This is a genomic window from Curtobacterium sp. VKM Ac-2861, from assembly GCF_013204965.1.
Lineage (GTDB): Bacteria > Actinomycetota > Actinomycetes > Actinomycetales > Microbacteriaceae > Curtobacterium.
The window spans coordinates 1,026,421-1,046,894 of sequence record NZ_JABMLA010000001.1 but is presented as its reverse complement, the minus strand read 5'-3'; the positions used below and the strand labels follow the sequence as shown (position 1 = coordinate 1,046,894).

The window sequence follows — 20,474 nt, the reverse complement described above, 5'->3', positions numbered from 1 at the left end:
GCGGTGCCGACGTCGTCGTCGGCACCGCTCGGTCGTCGTCCGTCAGCGCTTTGCGTGCGCCTCGAGCGCCCGGAGCAGGGCCGCGACGTGCCGCTCCCGGCCGTACCGGTCCCGCACCCAGGCGCGGCACCGGTCCGCGAGTCCCGGTTCGGTCTCGGCCGCGTGCAGCGCCTCGAGGACCTTGTCGGCCAGCGCGGCGGTCTCGGTGGGGTCGACGGTGAAGCGCGTCCACTCGCCGCTGAGGATCTCGGCGGTGCCGCCCGACGCCGCCGCGACGACGGGGCGTCCGGTGGACATCGCCTCGACGACCACGCGGCCGAACCCCTCGGGCTCGATGGAGGGTGCCACCACGACGTCGGCGGCGTGCAGCAGGGGGACGACGTCGTCGCGCTCGGGCACCACGACCACGGATCCCTCGGGCAACGCGGCGATCGCGCGGTGCACGGCGGGGGCGTCCTGCGGGTACAGCGCACCCGCCAGGACGAGCACCGGAGCCGGGGCGGGCGGTGTGCCGGGCCCGACGAGGACGCGGGCCGACGCGTGGACGCGACCCCACGCCTCCAGGAGGGCCAGGACGCCCTTCGACCGCGTGAGCCGTCCGTAGTAGAGCACCACGGGGCGGTCCTGGTCGAGGCCGAGCGCAGCGCGTGCTCGGCGTGTGCTCGCCGGCGTGGCGGCGGGGAACGCCGCGGTGTCCACGCCGTTCGGGACCACGTCGACGCGGTCCGGCGGCGCACCGACGGCGGTCCAGGCGCGGGCCATCGCCGCCGAGACCGCGAGGTACCGGGTCCGGCCGCCGGCGAACGGGCCGAGCCGACGGTAGTTCGGGGCGTGGTGCAGGTGCACGGCCAGGGGGACGCCGGACACGAAGGACACGACGCGGCCCCACGGCAGGAACTCCGGACGGTTCAGCCACAGCACGTCCGGGCGTGACCGGCGGAGGCGCAGGCCCTCACGGACGAAGCGGAACACGTCCGTCGGGGCGGTCCGGATGCCGAAGCGGTAGTCGCGGGCGTGGCGCAGTCGGACACCGAGCCGGTCGAACACCGCGCGGCCCTCGTCCGGGTCGCCGTCCGGACCGGCGCGGTGCCACACCTCGACGTCGTGGCCGGCTGCGACGAGCTCGCCGACGTCCTCGACGACGCAGCGTTCGACACCGCCGGTGATGGCGAGTCCGTTGGTGGCGACGACGACACGCAGCGGACGTGGGGTGGGACGGGTCATGCGGATCCTCCGCGAGCGAGTTTCAGGCGGCGGAAGAACCAGGGCAGGCACGCGGCGACGCCGACGATGCGCACGATGTTCCACGCCAGGTCCTGCGGCGGGAGGAGCGAGGCCGCAGCGACGACGATCGCGATCGCGATGGCGAGCAGCACTCGGCGTCGGGGGCCGCGCCACTCACGGCGGTCCGGCAGGGAGGCCTGCTGCAGCGCGGCGAGGATGGCGTAGGCGATGACCGTGGCGATGCCCGCGCCGACGATGCCGGTCAGGGGCACCAGCACCAGGTTCGCGGCGATGTTCACGACACCGGCGACGGCGCCGATGACGCCGACCGTCACGCCGCGGCGCTCGACCAGCAGGAGCCGGCCGGTCGCACCGCTCGCGACCACCGGGAACGCGGTCAGGGCGACCACGAAGACCACGACGGTGAGGGACTCGACCCGGTACGACGCCGGGGCCAGGATCGGCAGTGCTACCGGCGACACGAGCGTCACGGCGACGAGCACGGGGGCGAGCAGCATGTAGAGCTCGTCCCGGGCGTGCATGGCGAGCCGGCGGCGGGCCACGGCGTCGCGGAGAGCGGCGAAGTGCGGCGCCCAGGCCTGGTTCGTGAAGGTCAGCAGCAGGATGACCGCGGAGCCGACGACGTAGGCGATCTGGTAGCGGGCCACCTCGTCGGCACCGAGCAGACGCTGCACGACGAGCCGGTCGCCGGCGTTCAGGACGAAGTACGACAGGCTGCCGAGCGCGATCGGGACACCGAGCTTGAACGCCCGGATCGTGGTGCGGTGGTCGAACAGACCGCGGACGCGCGGCTTCGTGGCGATGATGCCGATGACCATCGCGGCACCCTGCGCCACGACCCCGCCCCACGCGTACGTGGTCGCGTCAGCGTGCACGGCGGCGAGGAGCCCGAGACCGATGATCGACCCGCCGACGGACGACAGCAGGCTCGTCACGGCGAACACGCGGATGCGGTCCTGGGCGACGAGCAACGCGAGGGACAGCTGCACGATCGCGGCGGGCCCGGTCCAGAGCACGGCGACCAGCAGCAGGGGGTGCTGGTCGACGAAGCCCGCGGCGTCGCCCCAGAGCGGGATCGACACCAGGGCGAACACGGTGACGGTGACCGCGGTGACCATGCCGACGAACATCAGGCCGCGGGCACGCCGGTCGTCGCCGTCCTCCGCGCGCTGCAGCACCGACGCCTGGTCGATGCCGCAGACGGCCACGACCACCAGGGCCTGGTACAGCGCGATCGCCGAGGCCAGCACGCCGAACTCGGCCGGTGGCATCAGGTGCGCGAGCACGGGGGAGATCAGCGAGCTCACGACGAGCTGCATCGACCAGACGACCACGTACAGCAGACCGCGGCCGAACAGGACGGACGAGCCGCGTGCGACGGCGATCGAGTCCGTGTCGGTGGACAGCGCGCCGGGGGCCGCGGGCTGCACGGACGCCTCGAGCTCGTCGTCGTCGGGCTGTGCCGCCAGCGCAGCCGCCTCGGCCGCACGCGCCTCGCGTCGGGTCTGGGGGACGGTCACTGTGCCACCACCACCGGCTGGTCGTCGGCGGACGTGCGGAGCCCGAAGGTCGCGTCGACCACGTCGAGCAGGTCGGTGCTCCGGGACGTCGAGAACTTCCGGGCGAACACGTACGGGGTCGACTGGTCAGCCGCGGTACGACGCTCCAGCACCCGGCCGGCGTCCTCGATCCCGAGCCACGGCGGGCTCTTCTGCTTCGTGCCGTCCCACCCGATCCACCAGAGCGGCTGCACCGCGTGGGCGTCCGCGAAGTCCGGGGTGAACGCCGGGGTCAGCAGGACCGACGGCACGAAGGTCTCGTCGCCGATCCACACCCGCTCCCAGAACGCCACCAGGTCGGGGCGCCCGTCGAACACGTCGACGACCCCCTGCGCGTGGTGGCGGGCCAGGACCTTGAGCTGCGAGCCGCCGCCGAACACGACGTCGCGCGGGACCCGACGGGGGACCGGCAGGCGCAGCATGTGCTTCCGCCACGCCCAGTGCCGGAACCGCACGCGCGACCGACCGCCGTCGCGACCCCACGCGGGGTGCGGGAGCGGCTTCGCCTCGACGAACGACCGCCCGGGGTTCGCGGTCAGGAGCGCCGAGATCTCGTCGGCGTCGGCCAGCGGGTAGTCGCTGCCGGTCAGCAGCGCCACGTGCGTGGCGTCCGTCTGCGCCAGGGCAGCACGGTAGCCGGCGACCTCGGCCGCGACGTTCTCCCACTTCGCCCACCCGGTGCGCATCCGTGGCAGCACGTGCACCCGTTCGGGCAGGCCGGCGGTCATCGCCTCGAAGACGTCGTCGTCGGTGCTCGCGTCGCAGTGCAGGAACACCGGGAACGGGTCGAGCGCCGCCACGAGCCGACGGACGTGCGTCGGGTCCTCGTGAGCGAGGACGATGCACGCGAGTGGCGTGGGAGTGATGGCCATGTCCGCGACGCTAAGCGGGCCCGGCAGCACCGACAAGGGAGGTCGGGACCACCTGCGGGGGAACGGCGGTTTCCCGCAGGCGCCCCCCGATCGAGGGGGTCGCGAGGGGGATCGCGCGAGGGGGATCGCGTCAGCGGGCGCGGCGGAACTTCGGGCAGTCGCAGAGCGCGCAGTCCGTTCCCGGACGGTAGTGCTCGTGTGCCGCCTGGGCGTGCCCGCACGTGCCGCACGCGGCGTCGTCGGCATCGAGGTGCACCACGACGAGGTCGGACGCTTCGGGGTCCGGAACCAAGTGCAACGTCGGGCGTGGACGCCTGGTCAGGCCGAGCCGGTCCATCGTTCGGGCCAGCGGCATGCGTCCTCCTCGTGTCCGGCGGGGACCGGGGTCGCACCGGCGGGTCGACCGGCGTCTCCCGCGAGTCTAGTGGCGGCAAACCGCAGCCTCCCCGCATCCTCCGAGCATCGCGGTTGACCCCCTGTCGACGCGCGCGGAGCATTGCCACGTCCACCCGACCAGACCGGCCCGACGGGACGAACATGACCGACCACACCACCACCGCGGAACGAGCCCTCACGCTCGACCCCGCGATGCCCTCGCCCGACGCCCCCACCTGGGTCGGAGCTGCCTGGGTCGGCGCCGTCGACCGGTCCGCAGCGCTCGCCGCCGACACCGTGCACCTCGCCGGCGCCGGCGGCTTCCGCCGCGCCCGCCTCATGGTGCGCGACGGCCGCGACGTCGCCGGGTTCGTCGACGTGCGCGTCGACGACCGCGGGGCGGTGGACCCGGCCGAGCTGGGACCGGCCCTGCGCCGGTTGCCGCCCCCGGGCCTCCCGGTCGACGCCCCCGCGGACGGCGCACGCGTCTCCGTCGTCATCGGTACCCGCGAGCGCCCCGTGGCGCTCGCCCGCGCCGTGCGCTCCGTCCTCGACTCCGCGTACGACGACTTCGAGCTGTTCGTCGTCGACAACGCGCCCGTCACCAGCGGCACCCGCGACGTCGTGGCCGCCGTCGACGACCCGCGCGTGCACTACGTCCTCGAGGCACGCGCCGGCGTCTCCCGCGCCCGCAACGCCGGCCTCGCCCGCGCCACCGGCGGCATCGTCGCGTTCATCGACGACGACGTCGTCGTCGACCGCCACTGGATGGCCGCCATCGCCGCCGCTTACGAGCGCGACGCCGACGTCTGGTGCGTCACCGGACTCGTCCCCAGCGGCGAGCTCCGCACCCCCACACAGCGCTTCTTCGACGAGCGGGTGACCTGGGCGCGGAACCTCGAGCGCCGGGTGTACCGCACGTCCGCCCCGCCCGTCGACGAGCCCCTGTTCCCCTTCACCGTCGGCGCGTTCGGCACGGGCGCGAACATGTCCGTGCGCCGCGACGCCGTCCGCCAGCTCGGCGGCTTCGACGTCGCCCTCGGCCCCGGCACCCGCGCCCGAGCCGGTGAGGACCCCGACCTGTTCACCCGCGTCCTGCTCGCCGGTGGGGCGCTCGCCGTGGAGCCCTCGGCCGTCGTCTGGCACGAGCACCGCAAGGACCGCGCCGCGTTGCGCTCGCAGGCGATCGGCTACGGCACCGGGCTCGGCGCCTGGGTGACGAAGCTCGTGCTGCGGCCCTCGACGGCGTTCGCGGTGCTGCGGCGTGCGGCCGGCGCGCTCCGGCGGCTCGGTGCGCTCGGGCAGGGTGCCGACGAGCGCCCCGTCGACGCGAGCGGCGGCTGGCCCGTCGACGCCGATTTCACCGAGGCGACGCGCGGGCTCAAGCGCGCCGAGCTGACGGCCGCGCTGGGCGGGCCGTGGCGGTACGTGGCCGGGCGGCTGACCGCGCGCTGAGGCGCGGGCGCCGGGCGCGGCTGGCCGGCACGCCGGCACCGGCTTTGCGACAGAGCACGCGTCGATCGACGCGTGCTCTGTCGCGTTCCGCGTGCGCGGCAGGGCGGACGGGAGGCCCGTGGCGACACTGCCACGGGCCTCCCGTCCGTCATGCTGCGCGACTACGGCCGGAAGCGGCCGGCCTCGACGTCGCGCCAGCGGCGTCGGCTGCGGAACCAGGCGGCCGGGCCGGCGGGGAACCCGCGCAGCTCGTGGTACGCCAGGGTCTTCGGGATGCGCGTGGTCGAGGCGTCGTTGGTGACCTCGGTCGCGGCGTCCCGGCGTCCGGCCAGGCGGGAGAGCATCTGCTTCGACTTGACCTTCGCGGCGAGCGGCATCAGGCGGGCGAGGACGGCGACGTGCCGCTTGTCCTTCGCGGCGAGCGCGAACATCAGCGCGGTGAAGCCGACGCCGTTGCCGTGCAGCTGCTTGTGCAGGTCCTCGATGGTCTGGCGGTGCCGGTGGTGCACGACCGCGCGGGGCTCGAAGCCGATCTTCCCACCGCGCCACAGCGTCTCGATGAACATCGCCAGGTCCTCGCCACCACGGGCGGGGGAGCCGGCGCCGAGGGTGTGGTCGAAGCCGCCGACGGCCTCGATCAGGGTGCGACGGTAGGCCATGTTCGCGCCGGCGCCGTACGCGCCGATGCCGTAGACGGCGAAGTGCTTGAGGACCTCGCCGGACGGGGTGACCGCCGAGACGCGGGCGTGCCGCATGGTGCCCTGCACGTCGTCCGGGACGATCGTCACGGGCGAGAAGGTGCGCTCGGCGCTGAACCCGCCGTAGTACGCCTCGTACCAGATCTGGGCGGGGGTGGTGAGCTCGCTCGGCAGGATCACGCCGGTGACGGCGTCCAGGCCGGGCTCGCTGACGAACCGGGACCCGATGGCGCGGAGCCACTGCGGGTCGACGCGGACGTCGTCGTCGGTGAAGGCGATGACGTCGCCGGTCGCGGCGGCGACACCGGCGTTCCGTCCGGCGGACAGACCGGGGCGGCGTTCCTCGACGAGACGGACGTTCCGCCCGGCGAGCATCGCGGGCAGCGCGTCGCCGGCGGGGACGCGGACGCGGTTGTCGACGAGGATGACCTCGTGCCGCGGGTAGTCGAGGTGCTCGAGGACGTCGAGCAGCTTGCCGAGGTCCTCGACGCGGTCGACGATCGTGGACACGACGACCGAGATGGTCGGCAGGTCGTCGTCGGACACCGCGGGGACGTCGGCCAGGACGGTCTCCTGCAGCGCCTCGAGGGCGCGGGCCGCGTCGGCGGGGTCGTCGGTGAGCAGCACGTCGAGGGTGCCGGTGGGGTGGCCGCCGCGGTAGCCGATCACCATGGCGGACTCGCCGGTCTCGTCGGCGACGAGACGGGGGAGCGGGGCGTCGAGGTCGACGCCGATGACACGGCGCGGTGCGGGCACGGTGTCGGCGGTGTGGATGGTGGCCATGTGGTGGACGCTACGTGGGGCCGTGGGTGCGGACAACGGCGCGGGACACCGGTGGCGGGGTTCATGCGGAGTTCCGCAGTGGCGCGCAGGGGTCCCTCGAACGAGGGTGAGCGCTCACCCAGGAAGTCACCGGGACTTCCAAGGTCACGCTCAGGTCACGGAACCGATGCAACCGGTTGCGGAACCCCTGCGGCGGGCGTAGCTTCCTCCACCAGCAGGCAGCGGCGCCTGCTCCAGGGCAGTGTCGTCGAACCCGATCGATGCCCCCTGGTGATCTCAATGAGGAGACAACGCTGTGAAGACAACACGCTCCAGGGTGCGGTTCGCATCCGTTGCCGGGGTCGCCGTCATCGGCCTCGTGCTCACCGGCTGCTCGAGCGGGAGCTCCGGCGCCGGCTCGGACGACGCCAAGAGCGGCCAGGACAGCCGCGGGCCCATCACCTACGTGCAGGGCAAGGACAACTCGAACGTCGTCCGCCCGCTGATCGCGAAGTGGAACAAGGCCCACCCCGACGAGAAGGTCACCTTCAAGGAGCAGTCCGACCAGGCCGACCAGCAGCACGACGACCTCGTGCAGCACTTCCAGGCCAAGGACGCGAACTACGACGTCGTCGACGTGGACGTCGTCTGGACCGCCGAGTTCGCCGCGAAGAGCTGGCTGACGCCGCTGACCGGTGACATGAAGATCGACACCTCGAAGCTGCTGCCGGCCACGGTGAAGACCGCGACCTACAACGACACCCTCTACGCCGCCCCGCAGACCTCGGACGGCGCACTGCTCTACTACCGCAAGGACCTCGTCAAGACGCCTCCGACCACGTGGAAGGAGATGATGGCCGACTGCCAGATCGCGAAGGACAAGGGCATCGGCTGCTACGCCGGGCAGTTCGCGAAGTACGAGGGCCTGACGGTGAACGCCTCCGAGGCGATCAACGGCTCCGGTGGTTCGGTGCTCAGCAAGAGCGGGGACCCGGACGTCGACACCTCGGACGCCAAGGCCGGCCTGCAGAACCTGGTCGACGCGTTCAAGGACGGGAACATCCCGGCCGAGGCGATCACCTACCAGGAGGAGCAGGGCCGCACGGCGTTCGAAGCCGGCAAGCTGCTGTTCCTGCGCAACTGGCCGTACGTCTACAACCTGGCGAAGACCGACGGTTCGAGCAAGGTCAAGGACACGTTCGGCATCGCGCCCATCCCGGGTGCGGACGGCACCGGTGCCTCGACGCTCGGCGGCCACAACGCCGCGATCAGCGTGTACTCGAAGCACAAGGCGACGGCGCACGACTTCCTCGAGTTCCTCATCTCGAACGACACGCAGAAGTTCTTCGCGACGCAGGGGTCGCTCGCCCCGGTCGTCGGTGACCTCTACACCGACTCCGAGCTGACGGCGAAGCTGCCGTACCTGCCGACGCTGCTCAAGTCGATCGAGTCGGCGGAGCCGCGGCCGGTCACGCCGTTCTACCCGGCGGTGACGAAGGCGATCCAGGACAACACCTACGCGGCGCTCAAGGGATCGAAGTCGGTCGACGAAGCCATGAAGGACATGCAGGACGCCCTCAAATCGGCGACCAGCAGCTAGCGACACGCGGCGCACGCCGCATCGGACTGGAGGCACGGTGCCATCCCGGCACGTGCCTCCAGTCCGCCCCTACTTGCGTTCCGACACCCCCGGCAAGGAGGCCGACACGTGTCAGCAGCAACCGAGATCCCCGCAGCCATCCCCAACCCGACGGGCATGGAACCGAAGCGCCAGCGGCGCAAGGGCGGACTCAACGCCGAGCACGGCCGGTGGGCCGTGTACCTCATCGGCCCGACGATCCTGCTCCTCGCGATCGTCATCGGCTACCCGGTCGTCAGCGCGATCATCCAGTCGTTCCAGCTCGACCAGGGCCTCGACAAGGCCACCGGCCTGTTCGTGCAGGGCGGCTTCGCCGGCGTCACGAACTACGTGCACTGGCTCGGGCAACGATGCGGGAACACCGCGTGCCCTCCGGGCAGCCTCGGCTCCCAATTCTGGGTGGCCTTCGGCAACACGTTCTTCTTCACCGCGGTGACCGTCGTCCTCGAGACCGTCATCGGGCTCTGGATGGCGATCATCATGAACCGCAACTTCAAGGGCCGCGCGCTCGTCCGTGCCGCGATCCTGGTGCCGTGGGCGATCCCCACCGCCGTCACCGCGAAGCTCTGGTACTTCATCTTCGACGCGAACGGCGTCCTGAACCACGTCATCGGCCACCAGGTCCTCTGGTTCTCCGACGAGTGGGCATCGCGGTTCGCGATCATCATCGCGGACACCTGGAAGACCACGCCGTTCATGGCGCTGCTCATCCTGGCGGGGCTGCAGTTGATCCCCGAGGACGTCTACGAGGCCGGCAAGATGGACGGCGCCTCGACGTTCCAACGCTTCGTGCTCATCACGCTGCCGCTCGTGCGGCCCGCCCTGATGGTCGCCGTGCTGTTCCGCGTGCTCGACGCGCTCCGCATCTACGACCTGATCGCGATCATGACCGGTGGCGGCGGTGGTTCCGGCAACGCCACGGTCTCGTTGTCGGTGCTCGTCGTCGACCAGATCCGGCAAGGGTTCAACGCCGCATCGGCACTCTCCACCATCACCTTCCTCATCGTGTTCATCGTGGCGTTCGTCTTCGTCCGGTTCCTCGGAGCCAACGTCGTCCAGACGCAGGCCGCCCAGCAGAAGGGTGAACTCAAGTGACCCTCGCAGCCGACCGACCCCGGTCAGTGCCAGTCCCCGGCGAACGTGCTAGCGCACGCGCCGAAGTCCGGGTCCGCCGGGACACCGGCCCGCGCATCCGCACCGCTGTGCAGGCGATCGTCATCGCCGTGTGGTGCCTCCTGCCGTTCTACTGGATGGTCGTCACGAGCTTCCGCGACGTCGGGTTCACCTTCGACCCGACGCCGTGGTTCACGCACGTGACGCTCGACAACTACGCGACGGCGTTCTCCACGTCGCTCGGCAACCACCTCGGCCGGGCGCTGCTGAACAGCGTCTTCATCGGTGTGGCCGTGACGATCATCGCCCTGCTCGTCGGCACCACGGCGGCGTACGCCCTCGCCCGCCTCGAGTTCGGCGGCAAGTCGCTCATCGCCGGCGCGATCCTGGCGGCGTCGATGTTCCCGGGGGTCGCGCTCATCTCCCCGCTGTTCCAGCTCTTCACGGACATCGGGTGGATGGGGACCTACCAGGCGCTCATCCTGCCGAGCATCTCGTTCGTGCTGCCGCTGACGGTCTACACGCTCGCGTCGTTCTTCCGCGAGATGCCGTGGGACCTCGAGGAAGCAGCGCGCATCGACGGCTGCACCCGCGTGCAGGCGTTCCGGCGGATCATCCTGCCGCTCGCCGCCCCCGCGGTGTTCACGACGGCGATCCTGGCGTTCATCTCCAGCTGGAACGAGTACCTGATCTCCTCGCAGCTCTCGAGCGACGCGACGCAGCCGGTGACCGTGGCGATCGCCTCGTTCGCCGGGTCGCAGCCGCACCAGGAGCCGTACACGGCGGTCATGGCCGCGGGCACGATCGTCACGATCCCGCTCGTGATCCTGGTCCTCATCTTCCAGCGACGCATCGTGGCCGGCCTCACCGCCGGTGGCGTGAAGGGCTGACGACCATGGCACAGCGCGGACCCACCCGGCCCACGGCCCGGACCGAAGAGGCGATCGGCTTCGTCGGCATGTTCGGCATCCTGTTCCTCGGCGCCACGGTGTTCTGCGAGGTCACCGGTCGACCGGCACTCGGCTGGGCACTCACCCTGCTGGTGTGCGTGCTCGGGGTCGTGGCGCTCGACCGGTGGCGGGTGCGGGTACTCCGCCGCCACGCGGTCGTCGACGGGGCCACCGACGGCATCGGTGCCGCTCCTGCCGTCGCCCCCGTCCGCACCGCTCGCGGCGACGACACCCGTCGTCAGCCACGGCGCTCGGCGGACGGGCGGGTGCACCAGCACAGCGGGTGGGACGAGCTCGCACCGGCCGGTCGTCGTGCACCGCACCGGGCGCGCCGGACCGCAGCGGCCGTCGCGCAAGCCGCCCCCGGCACTGCAGCCGACCGTCCGGCGGGCGTGACACACGGTACGGACGGCTGACGGGCCTCCCGGGTCGCATCGATGGGGATCCAGGAGATCGCGACCGTCACGGGACTGTCGAAGTCCACGGTGTCGCGGGCGCTGCGCGGGATGGAGAACGTGGCGGAGACCACGATCGACGAGGTCCGTCGTGTCGCCGACGAGCTCGGGTACGTCCCGAGCTCGGCGGCTGCCGGCCTCGCCACCGGGCGGCAGCGCGCCGTGGGCGTCGTCGTCCCGGTGATCGACCGGTGGTTCTACGTCAAGGCACTCGGCGGCGTCGACGCGGAACTCCGGCGGGCCGGGTACGACCTCGTGCTCTACAACCTGGGCGGGCCGGGCGGCGACCGCGACCGGGCGTTCCGACGCTCGATGCTGCGGCACCGTGTCGACGCCCTCGTCCTGCTGTCCCTGGTGCTCGACGCAACCGAGCGTGCCGAGCTCGAACTCACCCGGCACCCGATGATCGTCATCGGCGGACCCGCACCGGGCCTGCGGAACATCGGGGTCGACGACCGAGCCGTCACCCGGATCGCGGTCGACCACCTGTGCGGCCTCGGCCACCGACGGGTCGCCTACGTCGGCGGGCAGGACGAGGCCGGCATGAACGTGGCGGTGCCGCACCTGCGGAGGGACGGGTTCGTCGACGCGATGCGGGCCGCCGGACACGCGGTGCCGGACCGGTGGCTGCTCGACGGGCGGTTCTCGTTCGCCGGCGGCCTGGCGGCGGGGAACGCGCTGTTCGGCGGGCGCGCCGGTGCCGGTGCTGGTGCTGGTGCTGGGGCCGGGCTCGATCGCCCGACTGCCGTGTTGTGCGCGTCGGACGAGATGGCGCTCGGGGTGCTCCTCGCCGCCGGGCAGGCCGGGCTGTCGGTGCCGGGGGACGTCTCCGTGATCGGGATCGACGGCCACGAGTACGGCGCCACCGTGGGCCTGACGACCGTGGCACAGGACCCGGAGGCGCAGGGGCGGGCAGCGGCGCGGGCCGTGCTCGCCGAGGTCGACGGCGGCGCTGCCGGAGCGATCGTCGCGGCGCCGGCGCACCTGGTGGTGCGGGGGACGACGGGGCCGCCGCGGGGGTGAGGGTGTGGGGGGCGTGGCGGCGTGGCGGACTCGACTCGGAACGACGATCCCGATGTCGAACGACAACGGAGACGTCGTTCCGAGTCGGCCCCCGCCCGAGCCCGAGCCCGCCCGGCCCGCCGCGGGTAGCGTCGCCCGCATGGAGGTCACGAAGCTCGAACACGCCTGCCAGATCCTGTCGGACGGCGACGCCCGCCTGGTGCTCGACCCGGGCGACTTCACCCGCCCCGTCGACACGACCGGGGTCGTCGCGATCGTCGTCACGCACGAGCACCCCGACCACGTCACGCCGGAGCAGCTGCACCGGATCCTCGACCGGAACCCCGACGCCGTCGTGTTCGGCCCCGAGGGCGTCCGCGCGGCGCTCGCCGACTCCGGCATCGCGGTCGAGGTCGTCACCGACGGGGACCACCGCACCGTCGGCCCGTTCGCGCTCGACTTCCACGGCACCCGGCACCAGATCATCCACTCCTCGGTGCCGATCGTCGACAACACCGGCGTGCTCGTGAACGGCAGGCTCTTCCACCCCGGCGACTCGTACACCGACCCGGGCGTGCCGGTCGAGGTCCTCGCGGCTCCGGTCGGCGCCCCGTGGCTCAAGGTCGCCGAGATGATGGACTACGTCGCCGCGCTCGCCCCGGCCCGCGCCTACCCGATCCACGAGGCCACGCTCTCCGACATCGGCTACGGCATGCACACCGGGCGGCTGCGCGAGGCGCTCGCCCCGCACGGTTCGCTCGAGATCCTGCGGCCGGGGGAGTCGCTCACGGTTTGACGGCGCGGGACCGCGCCGGACCGCGCCGTGGTCGCTTCGTGAGCAGAAATGGTCGGGTGGGACCGACCGACGCGACCATTCCTGCTCACGAAGCGCGGCCCCGGACGTGCGCGCGGTCGGACGGGAGGCGCGTGGCGGGCCCGCCACGCGCCTCCCGTCCGATGGGCGGTCGCGTCCACGGCCGCGCGACCGATGCGTGCGCATGATGCGACAGAGCGCGCGTCGTTCGACGGGTGTTTCGTCGCTCGGTGCGCACGCAACGGATGCGTGTGGCACGTTGCGACAGAACGCTCGTCGTTCAACCGGTGTTCTGTCGGAATCTGCACGCGCAGCGAGCGCCGTATGCCGGGCGCGGCATGGCGGCACACCCGGGCGACACGCCTCGTTTTGGCGCGATGCGCGGCTTGTGCAATACTTGTCGAGTTGTCGGAACGGCCCCATCGTATAGCGGCCTAGTACGCTGCCCTCTCACGGCGGTAACGCGGGTTCGAATCCCGCTGGGGTCACCACAGGTGACATGCTCCGAGTCCGACAACAGCCGCGGCCCCATCGTATAGCGGCCTAGTACGCTGCCCTCTCACGGCGGTAACGCGGGTTCGAATCCCGCTGGGGTCACCAGCACCACGAAACCCCCGACGAGCTCCGGCTCGTCGGGGGTTTCGTCGTCGTGTGCCAGGCTGATTCCGTGTCCAGTGCCGTCCAGCTCATCCGGTCCGCAGCGCTCAGCGACGTCGCGGAGTACGCCTACGCGTCCACCGTGGCGGCCGGGACACGGCTCGTGTTCCTCGCGGGGGCGTGTCCGCTCGACGAGCACGGCGCGACGGTCGCCGTCGGTGACGTGGCCGGGCAAGCCGCGCAGTGCATCGCGAACCTGCGGACGGCGCTCGCAGCCGCCGGCGCGGGGGTCGACGACCTGGTCCAGACGCGGGTGCTCGTCGCGACGACCGAGCAGCAGGACCTCGTCTCCGCCTGGGACGTCGTCCGCGCCGCGATGGGAGACCACGACGTGCCGAGCACGCTGCTCGGCGTGACCGTCCTCGGCTACGACGACCAGCTCGTCGAGGTCGAGGCGATCGCCGCCGTCGCCGACTGAGCAGTACGCTGGACGGGTCGTCAGACCCGGCAGTGGGGCCTGCCGGACCCAACCGCGCACGAAGCGCCAACGGTCCCTATCCCGAGAACACCGCACGCGCGGAGACGATCCGGCGTGCTCGGCGATAGGAGTACCGATGACCGATGCGCGACCGCCGCACCTCCGCTGGCGCTTCCTGGCCCTCGTCGCACTCGGCGGCGCGATCGGGACCGCGATGCGCGCACTGCTCGCCGAGGCGTTCCCCGGCCACGACGGCATCAGCTGGGTGATCCTCGCGATCAACGTCGTCGGAGCCTTCTGTCTCGGGCTCCTGCTCGAGGCGCTCGCGCTGCGTGGCCCCGACGTCGGAGGCCGCCGCACGCTGCGGCTGCTCGTCGGCACCGGCGTGCTCGGCGGCTTCACGACGTACAGCACGCTCGCCGACGACACCGCGCAGTTGCTCGACGTCGGCCGGTGGGGTGCGGGCAGCGGGTACGCGCTGCTGTCCGTCGTCCTCGGGCTCGGCGCCGTCGTGCTCGGGGTGTTGATCGCCGGGCGGCTCCGGCCGCGTCCGACCGGCCCGGACGGAGGCGCGTCGTGAACCCGCTCGAACTGCTGCTCGTCGCCGTCGGCGGGGGAGTCGGAGCCGCGCTCCGGTTCCTGCTCGACGGACTCGTCAAGACGCGCACGTCCCGCTCGCGGACTGCCGGGTTCCCGCTCGGGACCGTGCTGATCAACGTGTCGGGATCGCTCGTCCTCGGGCTGCTTACCGGCCTCGGGCAGGCCGGGACGATCCCGCTCCCGGCGGTCGCGGTGCTCGGGACGGGCATGATGGGTGGGTACACGACGTTCTCGACGGCGAGCGTCGAGACCGTCCAGCTCCTCCGATCCGGCAAGCCCCGGCTCGCCGTCCTGCACGGCCTCGGGATGCTCGTCGTCTCGGTCGGCGCAGCTGCGCTCGGCCTCTGGATCGGAAGGAACTCATGACCTCGGAACGCCCCGGCGAACTCGTCCTCGTCCGTCACGGAGAGACGGAGTGGTCGAAGAGCGGGCAGCACACCGGCCGCACCGACATCCCGCTGACGGACAACGGTGTCGAGCAGGCGAAGCGCGCCGGCCGGTACCTGGCCGACCGCTCGTTCGCGTTGGCCCTGTCGAGTCCGCTGCAGCGTGCCCGCGACACCGCGCACCTGATCGGCGTCGACCCCGAGCTCGACGAGGACCTGTACGAGTGGGACTACGGCGCGTACGAAGGGCTCACCACCCCGCAGATCAAGGTGCTGCGCCACGGGCCGTGGGACCTCTGGACCGATGGAGTACCTGCCGGTGACACCCCCGGTGAGAACGCCGCCGAGGTCCGGGTCCGCGTCGAGCGCATCCTGAACCGCGCTCGTCCGGTGCTCGCCGAGGGCCAGGACGCCGTGTTCGTCGCGCACGGCCACGTGCTGCGTGCCCTCGGCGCCGCGTGGATCCGGCTCGCGCCGCAGGACGGTGCCGTACTGAAGCTCGGTACCGCATCGGTCAGCGTCCTCGGGTACGAGCACGGCCGCCCGGTCATCGACGCCTGGAACATCCAGCCCCGCGACTGACGCGCCGGCCGCGGTCCGTGGGTGCGGTCTGCGAGAGCGACAGTTCCGCGCCCCCTCAGCTGGTCAGTCCCGCGAGAGCGACAGAGTTGCGCGAACAGTTCGCGGAGATCTGTCGCTTTCGCGACCGGGTCGCGCCCCGACCGGACGGGAGGCCCGTGGCGACGCCGCCACGGGCCTCCCGGCCTCAGACGGTACGGATCGCGCTCGTGGCACCCAGGGCTCGCCCGCGCCGCCGCTCGATCGCACGCCCCACGAACAGCAGCCCGACGCTGACGAGCGCACCGAGGGTGGTCTGCGCGACCCGGTCGAGCGCGAGGAGCTCCGGGGCCTCGGGCAGGCTCAGCCACGACACGGCGAGGGCGAGCGGGGTCAGGAACAGCAGGCAGACGGCGTAGTTCCGGGCGACGAAGATCTCCGCGAAGAACTGCCCCACGACGGCGATGACGACGATCCACCACGCCGACGGCTCGAGCAGCAGGATCCCGACGGCGATCACGGTGCCGCCGATCGTGCCGATGAAGCGCTGGAACGCCCGGATCACGGTGTGCCGCTGGCGGAGGGCGGGCAGGGTCGACACCACCGCGATGACGGCCCAGTACGGGTGCCCGAGCCAGGGGATGGTCGACGCCACCGCGCCGGCGACGAGCGACCCAACGACGTTGAGCGCCACGGTCTCCCACAGCGCGGCCGTGCGGAGGATGCCGAAGCCGCGCTCCTTGAGCGGCGCCAGCGGCCGGAACCGGTGCGGGGCGCGCGGGTGCCACACGTGCCGGATGACGAACCCGGACATCGCGACGAGCCACGCCCAGACGACCGAGCAGACGATGATCGTCGCGACGAGCGGGACGTCCGCGGGCCTGAGCGGCACGAGGGCGGAGACCACGAACGCGAAGACCGGGAAGATCGGCTGCGCGGGGATCGTCCGCAGGGTCGACAGGGTGCAGACCGCGACGACGAGCACGACGACGAGCCCGGTCGCCTGCAGCCAGAGCGGCGAGCCGAGCAGGGCGACGCCGATTCCCGCGAACATGCACAGGGTCTGCAGCGCACCCGCGACGCCCGTGGTGACGGCGCGCTGCCGGTACGGCTCGGTCGCCCCGAAGATCGCGGTGAAGCCGGCGAACATCGCGAACGCGGCGTAGCCCGGCATCCCGAGGGCGATGAGCAGCGCCAGTGGTGCACCGCCCGCGATCGCTGCGCGCGCCGCGCCCTCGAGGTTGATCGTCCGGGTCGAGTGCGCAGGTGTCGTCATGTCCCGACCATCTTCCCACCGCGACGGGTGTCGTCGAGTCGCCACGGGCCTCCCGGTCGACCGTCGCACCGCGTGGAGAACGCGACGACGCGTTGGTATACCAATGGTAGAGTCGCCTGATCGTGCCGCGGTCGCGGCGCAACGACGAGAACGAGGGAGTCGAGCTCATGGGTAGGACGCTCGCCGAGAAGGTGTGGGACGACCACGTCGTGGTCAAGGGTGAGGACGGGAACCCGGACCTCCTCTACATCGACCTCCACCTCGTGCACGAGGTCACGAGCCCGCAGGCGTTCGACGGCCTGCGCCAGGCCGGGCGCCCGGTGCGCCGGCTGGACCTGACGATCGCGACCGAGGACCACAACACCCCGACGCTCGCGATCGACCGCCCCATCGCGGACCCGACGAGCCGGATCCAGATCGAGACCCTGCGCCGCAACTGCGAGGAGTTCGGGGTCCGCCTGCACTCCCTCGGCGACAAGGAGCAGGGGATCGTGCACGTCGTCGGCCCGCAGCTCGGCCTGACGATGCCCGGCATCACCGTCGTCTGCGGCGACTCGCACACCAGCACCCACGGGGCGTTCGGGGCCATGGCGTTCGGCATCGGCACCTCCGAGGTCGAGCACGTCCTGGCCACGCAGACCCTGCCGCTGAAGCCCTTCAAGACGATGGCGATCACGGTCGAGGGCACGTTGCGTCCGGGCGTGACCGCGAAGGACATCATCCTGGCGGTCATCGCGAAGATCGGCACCGGCGGCGGACAGGGCTACGTGCTCGAGTACCGCGGTTCCGCGATCCGTGCGCTCTCGATGGAGGGCCGGATGACGATCTGCAACATGTCGATCGAGGCCGGTGCCCGCGCCGGCATGGTCGCCCCCGACCAGATCACCTACGACTACGTGCAGGGCCGCGACCACGCCCCGACCGGTTCCGACTGGGACGACGCCGTCGCGTACTGGGACACCCTGGCGACCGACGACGACGCCGTGTTCGACGCGGAGGTCTTCATCGACGCCGACGACCTCGAGCCCTTCGTCACCTGGGGCACCAACCCCGGCCAGGGCGTCTCGCTGTCGGAGAACGTGCCTTCGCCTCTCGACTTCGAAGACCCGAACGACCAGGCCGCTGCGCAGCGGGCCCTCGACTACATGGACATCGCCGCCGGCACCCCGATGAAGGACATCGCCGTCGACGCGGTCTTCATGGGCTCGTGCACGAACTCGCGCATCGAGGACCTGCGGGCCTTCGCGTCGATCATCCAGGGCCGCAAGAAGGCCGACGGCGTCCGGGTCATGGTCGTGCCGGGGTCCGCCCGGGTGCGGCTCGAGGCCGAGGCCGAGGGGCTCGACGTCGTGATCAAGGAGTTCGGCGCCGAGTGGCGGTTCGCCGGGTGCTCGATGTGCCTCGGCATGAACCCCGACCAGCTCGCACCGGGGGAGCGCTGCGCGAGCACGTCGAACCGCAACTTCGAGGGGCGCCAGGGCAAGGGCGGGCGCACCCACCTGGTGTCGCCGCTCGTCGCCGCCGCCACCGCGATCCGCGGCACGCTGTCCAGCCCGTGGGACCTGGCGACCGACGACGCACTGGCGGACGTGACCGACACAGCGAACACCACCGAGGGGACCTTCTGATGGACAAGATCACCACCGTCACCGGCATCGCCGCCCCGCTCAAGCGGTCGAACGTCGACACCGACCAGATCATCCCCGCGGTCTACCTCAAGCGCGTCACGAAGACCGGCTTCGAGGACGCCCTGTTCTCCGGCTGGCGCCAGGACCCCGACTTCGTGCTGAACCAGCCCGAGTACCAGGGCGCGAAGGTCCTGGTGGCCGGCCCGGACTTCGGCACCGGGTCGTCCCGTGAGCACGCGGTCTGGGCACTGCGTGACTTCGGCTTCGCGGTCGTCATCTCGCCCCGGTTCGCCGACATCTTCAAGGGCAACGCGGGCAAGCAGGGACTGGTCACCGCGATCGTGACCGAATCGGAAGTCGAGCGGCTCTGGGCCGAGATCGAGCGGAACCCGGGGGTGTCGGCGACCGTGGACCTGGTGGCGCAGCGCGTGTCGCTCGGGGATGTGGACGTCCCCTTCGAGATCGACGCTTACACTCGTTGGCGGTTGATGGAAGGGCTCGACGACATCGGGCTCACCCTCCGTGACGAGACCTCGATCACGGAGTTCGAATCCCGCCGCTCCAGTTGGCGGCCGAAGACATTGCCGGTGAAGTAGTGAACTCTCTCGTACAGGACGCAGCGGCCGCAGGGGCGCGCGTGGGCCTCAAGTCGGACGAGATCGTCATCCGCGGGGGCAAGCCGCTCGTGGGGCGCATCGAGGTCCGCGGGGCGAAGAACCTCGCGACCAAGGCCATGGTGGCGTCGCTGCTCGGTGACACCCCGTCGATCCTCAAGGACGTCCCGGACATCTCCGACGTCAAGGTCGTCCGTGGGCTGCTCGAGGTGCACGGCGTGCGCATCACCGATCCTGCACGAGGCGAGCTCATCCTCGACCCGGCCAACGTCGAGTCGGCGCACTTCGCCGAGATCGACGCCCACGCCGGCTCGAGCCGCATCCCGATCCTGTTCTGCGGCCCGCTGCTGCACAAGCTCGGCGAGGCGTTCATCCCCGACCTCGGTGGCTGCCGCATCGGCGACCGCCCGATCGACTTCCACCTCGACGCGCTCCGGGCAATGGGGGCCGTCGTCGACAAGCAGGTCAACGGCATCCACCTGACGGCTCCGAACGGGCTGAAGGGCGCGTCCATCGAGCTGCCGTACCCGAGCGTCGGCGCGACCGAGCAGGTCCTGTTGTCGTCCGTCCTGGCGACCGGCGTCACGGAGCTGCGGAACGCGGCGATCGAGCCCGAGATCATGGACCTCATCGCGATCCTGCAGAAGATGGGCGCGATCGTGTCCGTCGAGCCGAACCGCGTGATCTTCATCGAGGGCGTCGAGTCGCTGCGCGGCTACACGCACCGTGCGATCAACGACCGCAACGAGGCAGCCAGCTGGGCCTCCGCCGCGCTCGCCACCGACGGTGACATCTTCGTCGAGGGGGCGAACCAGCAGGAGCTCATGACGTTCCTCAACGTCTTCCGCAAGGTCGGCGGCGGTTTCGACGTGCAAGAGGACGGCATCCGGTTCTACCGCGAGCGCGACACCCTCAAGCCCGTCGTCATCGAGACCGACGTGCACCCCGGCTTCATGACCGACTGGCAGCAGCCGCTCGTCGTGGCGCTGACCCAGGCCGAGGGGCAGAGCATCGTGCACGAGACCGTGTACGAGAACCGCTTCGGCTTCACCGACGCGCTGAACGAGATGGGCGCCGACATCGTCGTCCACAAGGAGGGGCTGCCCGGGCACGACCGCCGTGTCGCCCGCCGTCCGTTCGAGCAGGCCGCGGTCATCACCGGTCCGACGACGCTGCACGCGGCGAACGTCCGGGTCCCCGACCTCCGCGGTGGCTTCAGCCACCTCATCGCGGCGCTGACCGCCGACGGCGAGTCCCACATCACCAACGTCGGCATCATCAGCCGCGGCTACGAGCACTTCATCCCGAAGCTGCGGAAGCTGGGCGCCGACTTCGACTTCGCGGGTTAGTCGCGGTGTCGGTTCCGCAGCCGGGTGACGGTCCGTCGCGTCCGGGTGA

The 20,474-nt window shown here is 71.6% G+C and carries 20 protein-coding genes and 2 tRNA genes; 16 read left to right on the top strand and 6 right to left on the bottom strand.

Features of this window, described 5'->3' with window-relative positions; all coding sequences use genetic code 11:
• Nucleotides 1–42: 42 nt before the first annotated feature.
• From HQQ88_RS04740 to HQQ88_RS04725, 4 genes are all read right to left on the bottom strand, one after another.
• Entirely contained in the window at nucleotides 43–1,224 is a 1,182-nt protein-coding gene (locus tag HQQ88_RS04740; RefSeq protein ID WP_133937172.1) for a glycosyltransferase family 4 protein, read from the bottom strand.
• Nucleotides 1,221–2,765: an oligosaccharide flippase family protein gene (locus HQQ88_RS04735; protein WP_173168742.1), complete on the bottom strand. Its 1,545-nt coding sequence runs from the start codon at nucleotides 2,763–2,765 to the stop codon at nucleotides 1,221–1,223. Before HQQ88_RS04735 ends, HQQ88_RS04740 begins: the two co-directional genes overlap by 4 nt.
• Nucleotides 2,762–3,676: a beta-1,6-N-acetylglucosaminyltransferase gene (locus HQQ88_RS04730; RefSeq protein WP_111086034.1), complete on the bottom strand. Its 915-nt coding sequence runs from the start codon at nucleotides 3,674–3,676 to the stop codon at nucleotides 2,762–2,764. Before HQQ88_RS04730 ends, HQQ88_RS04735 begins: the two co-directional genes overlap by 4 nt.
• 130 nt (nucleotides 3,677–3,806) lie before the next feature.
• Nucleotides 3,807–4,031, bottom strand: a complete 225-nt coding sequence (locus HQQ88_RS04725) for a hypothetical protein (protein WP_133937168.1) — start codon at nucleotides 4,029–4,031, stop codon at nucleotides 3,807–3,809.
• Nucleotides 4,032–4,213: 182 nt separating this feature from the next.
• Here HQQ88_RS04725 and HQQ88_RS04720 point away from each other — a divergent pair, with 182 nt between their 5' ends.
• Complete coding sequence (locus tag HQQ88_RS04720; protein WP_173168741.1) at nucleotides 4,214–5,506, top strand: glycosyltransferase family 2 protein; 1,293 nt, start codon at nucleotides 4,214–4,216, stop codon at nucleotides 5,504–5,506.
• A gap of 161 nt (nucleotides 5,507–5,667) precedes the next feature.
• Here the strand turns inward: HQQ88_RS04720 and HQQ88_RS04715 are convergent, their stop codons facing one another.
• Complete coding sequence (locus HQQ88_RS04715) at nucleotides 5,668–6,987, bottom strand: glycosyltransferase (RefSeq protein WP_173168740.1); 1,320 nt, start codon at nucleotides 6,985–6,987, stop codon at nucleotides 5,668–5,670.
• A gap of 295 nt (nucleotides 6,988–7,282) precedes the next feature.
• On the opposite strand from HQQ88_RS04715, the gene HQQ88_RS04710 reads away from it, so the two are divergent.
• The 12 genes from HQQ88_RS04710 to HQQ88_RS04655 all read left to right on the top strand — a co-directional run bounded on the left by HQQ88_RS04710 (nucleotide 7,283) and on the right by HQQ88_RS04655 (nucleotide 15,582).
• A complete protein-coding gene (locus HQQ88_RS04710) occupies nucleotides 7,283–8,566 on the top strand; it encodes an ABC transporter substrate-binding protein (protein ID WP_123937663.1) in 1,284 nt (427 codons plus the stop codon).
• Between the two features lie 156 nt (nucleotides 8,567–8,722).
• Nucleotides 8,723–9,700 (top strand): carbohydrate ABC transporter permease, encoded by a 978-nt coding sequence (locus HQQ88_RS04705; protein ID WP_123294820.1) that lies wholly within the window; start codon nucleotides 8,723–8,725, stop codon nucleotides 9,698–9,700.
• A gap of 95 nt (nucleotides 9,701–9,795) precedes the next feature.
• Complete coding sequence (locus HQQ88_RS04700; protein ID WP_248705126.1) at nucleotides 9,796–10,608, top strand: carbohydrate ABC transporter permease; 813 nt, start codon at nucleotides 9,796–9,798, stop codon at nucleotides 10,606–10,608.
• 5 nt (nucleotides 10,609–10,613) lie between these two features.
• Nucleotides 10,614–11,084, top strand: a complete 471-nt coding sequence (locus HQQ88_RS19180) for a hypothetical protein (RefSeq protein ID WP_216833970.1) — start codon at nucleotides 10,614–10,616, stop codon at nucleotides 11,082–11,084.
• Between the two features lie 21 nt (nucleotides 11,085–11,105).
• Nucleotides 11,106–12,146, top strand: a complete 1,041-nt coding sequence (locus HQQ88_RS04690) for a LacI family DNA-binding transcriptional regulator (protein WP_173168738.1) — start codon at nucleotides 11,106–11,108, stop codon at nucleotides 12,144–12,146.
• Nucleotides 12,147–12,285: 139 nt separating this feature from the next.
• On the top strand, nucleotides 12,286–12,921 hold the full coding sequence (locus HQQ88_RS04685; protein ID WP_173168737.1) for an MBL fold metallo-hydrolase: 636 nt from the start codon (nucleotides 12,286–12,288) through the stop codon (nucleotides 12,919–12,921).
• Between the two features lie 433 nt (nucleotides 12,922–13,354).
• Nucleotides 13,355–13,430 (top strand) — tRNA-Glu (locus tag HQQ88_RS04680).
• Nucleotides 13,431–13,463: 33 nt separating this feature from the next.
• Nucleotides 13,464–13,539: transfer RNA gene (locus HQQ88_RS04675), tRNA-Glu, on the top strand.
• Between the two features lie 67 nt (nucleotides 13,540–13,606).
• Nucleotides 13,607–14,014: a RidA family protein gene (locus HQQ88_RS04670; protein WP_123937667.1), complete on the top strand. Its 408-nt coding sequence runs from the start codon at nucleotides 13,607–13,609 to the stop codon at nucleotides 14,012–14,014.
• A 136-nt stretch (nucleotides 14,015–14,150) separates the two neighbouring features.
• Nucleotides 14,151–14,594 carry a CrcB family protein gene (locus HQQ88_RS04665; protein ID WP_131879853.1) on the top strand — a complete coding sequence of 148 codons (444 nt, stop codon included), beginning with the start codon at nucleotides 14,151–14,153 and terminating at the stop codon, nucleotides 14,592–14,594.
• Complete coding sequence (gene crcB / locus HQQ88_RS04660; RefSeq protein WP_173168736.1) at nucleotides 14,591–14,980, top strand: fluoride efflux transporter CrcB; 390 nt, start codon at nucleotides 14,591–14,593, stop codon at nucleotides 14,978–14,980. Before HQQ88_RS04665 ends, crcB begins: the two co-directional genes overlap by 4 nt.
• Nucleotides 14,977–15,582 carry a histidine phosphatase family protein gene (locus tag HQQ88_RS04655; protein ID WP_123937670.1) on the top strand — a complete coding sequence of 202 codons (606 nt, stop codon included), beginning with the start codon at nucleotides 14,977–14,979 and terminating at the stop codon, nucleotides 15,580–15,582. The genes crcB and HQQ88_RS04655 overlap by 4 nt, the downstream gene beginning before the upstream one ends.
• 184 nt (nucleotides 15,583–15,766) lie before the next feature.
• Here HQQ88_RS04655 and HQQ88_RS04650 read toward each other — a convergent pair whose 3' ends face one another.
• Nucleotides 15,767–16,834 carry an FUSC family protein gene (locus HQQ88_RS04650; protein ID WP_131846386.1) on the bottom strand — a complete coding sequence of 356 codons (1,068 nt, stop codon included), beginning with the start codon at nucleotides 16,832–16,834 and terminating at the stop codon, nucleotides 15,767–15,769.
• Nucleotides 16,835–17,001: 167 nt separating this feature from the next.
• Between HQQ88_RS04650 and leuC the strand changes: the two genes are divergently transcribed.
• Genes leuC through murA form a run of 3 tightly spaced genes read left to right on the top strand, consistent with a single transcriptional unit; the run spans nucleotide 17,002 to nucleotide 20,425 of the window.
• On the top strand, nucleotides 17,002–18,462 hold the full coding sequence (gene leuC, locus HQQ88_RS04645) for a 3-isopropylmalate dehydratase large subunit (RefSeq protein ID WP_173168735.1): 1,461 nt from the start codon (nucleotides 17,002–17,004) through the stop codon (nucleotides 18,460–18,462).
• Nucleotides 18,462–19,058 (top strand): 3-isopropylmalate dehydratase small subunit, encoded by a 597-nt coding sequence (leuD, locus tag HQQ88_RS04640; RefSeq protein ID WP_111086049.1) that lies wholly within the window; start codon nucleotides 18,462–18,464, stop codon nucleotides 19,056–19,058. Before leuC ends, leuD begins: the two co-directional genes overlap by 1 nt.
• Nucleotides 19,058–20,425 carry a UDP-N-acetylglucosamine 1-carboxyvinyltransferase gene (gene murA / locus HQQ88_RS04635; RefSeq protein ID WP_123294811.1) on the top strand — a complete coding sequence of 456 codons (1,368 nt, stop codon included), beginning with the start codon at nucleotides 19,058–19,060 and terminating at the stop codon, nucleotides 20,423–20,425. The genes leuD and murA overlap by 1 nt, the downstream gene beginning before the upstream one ends.
• The last annotated feature ends 49 nt before the right edge of the window (nucleotides 20,426–20,474 follow it).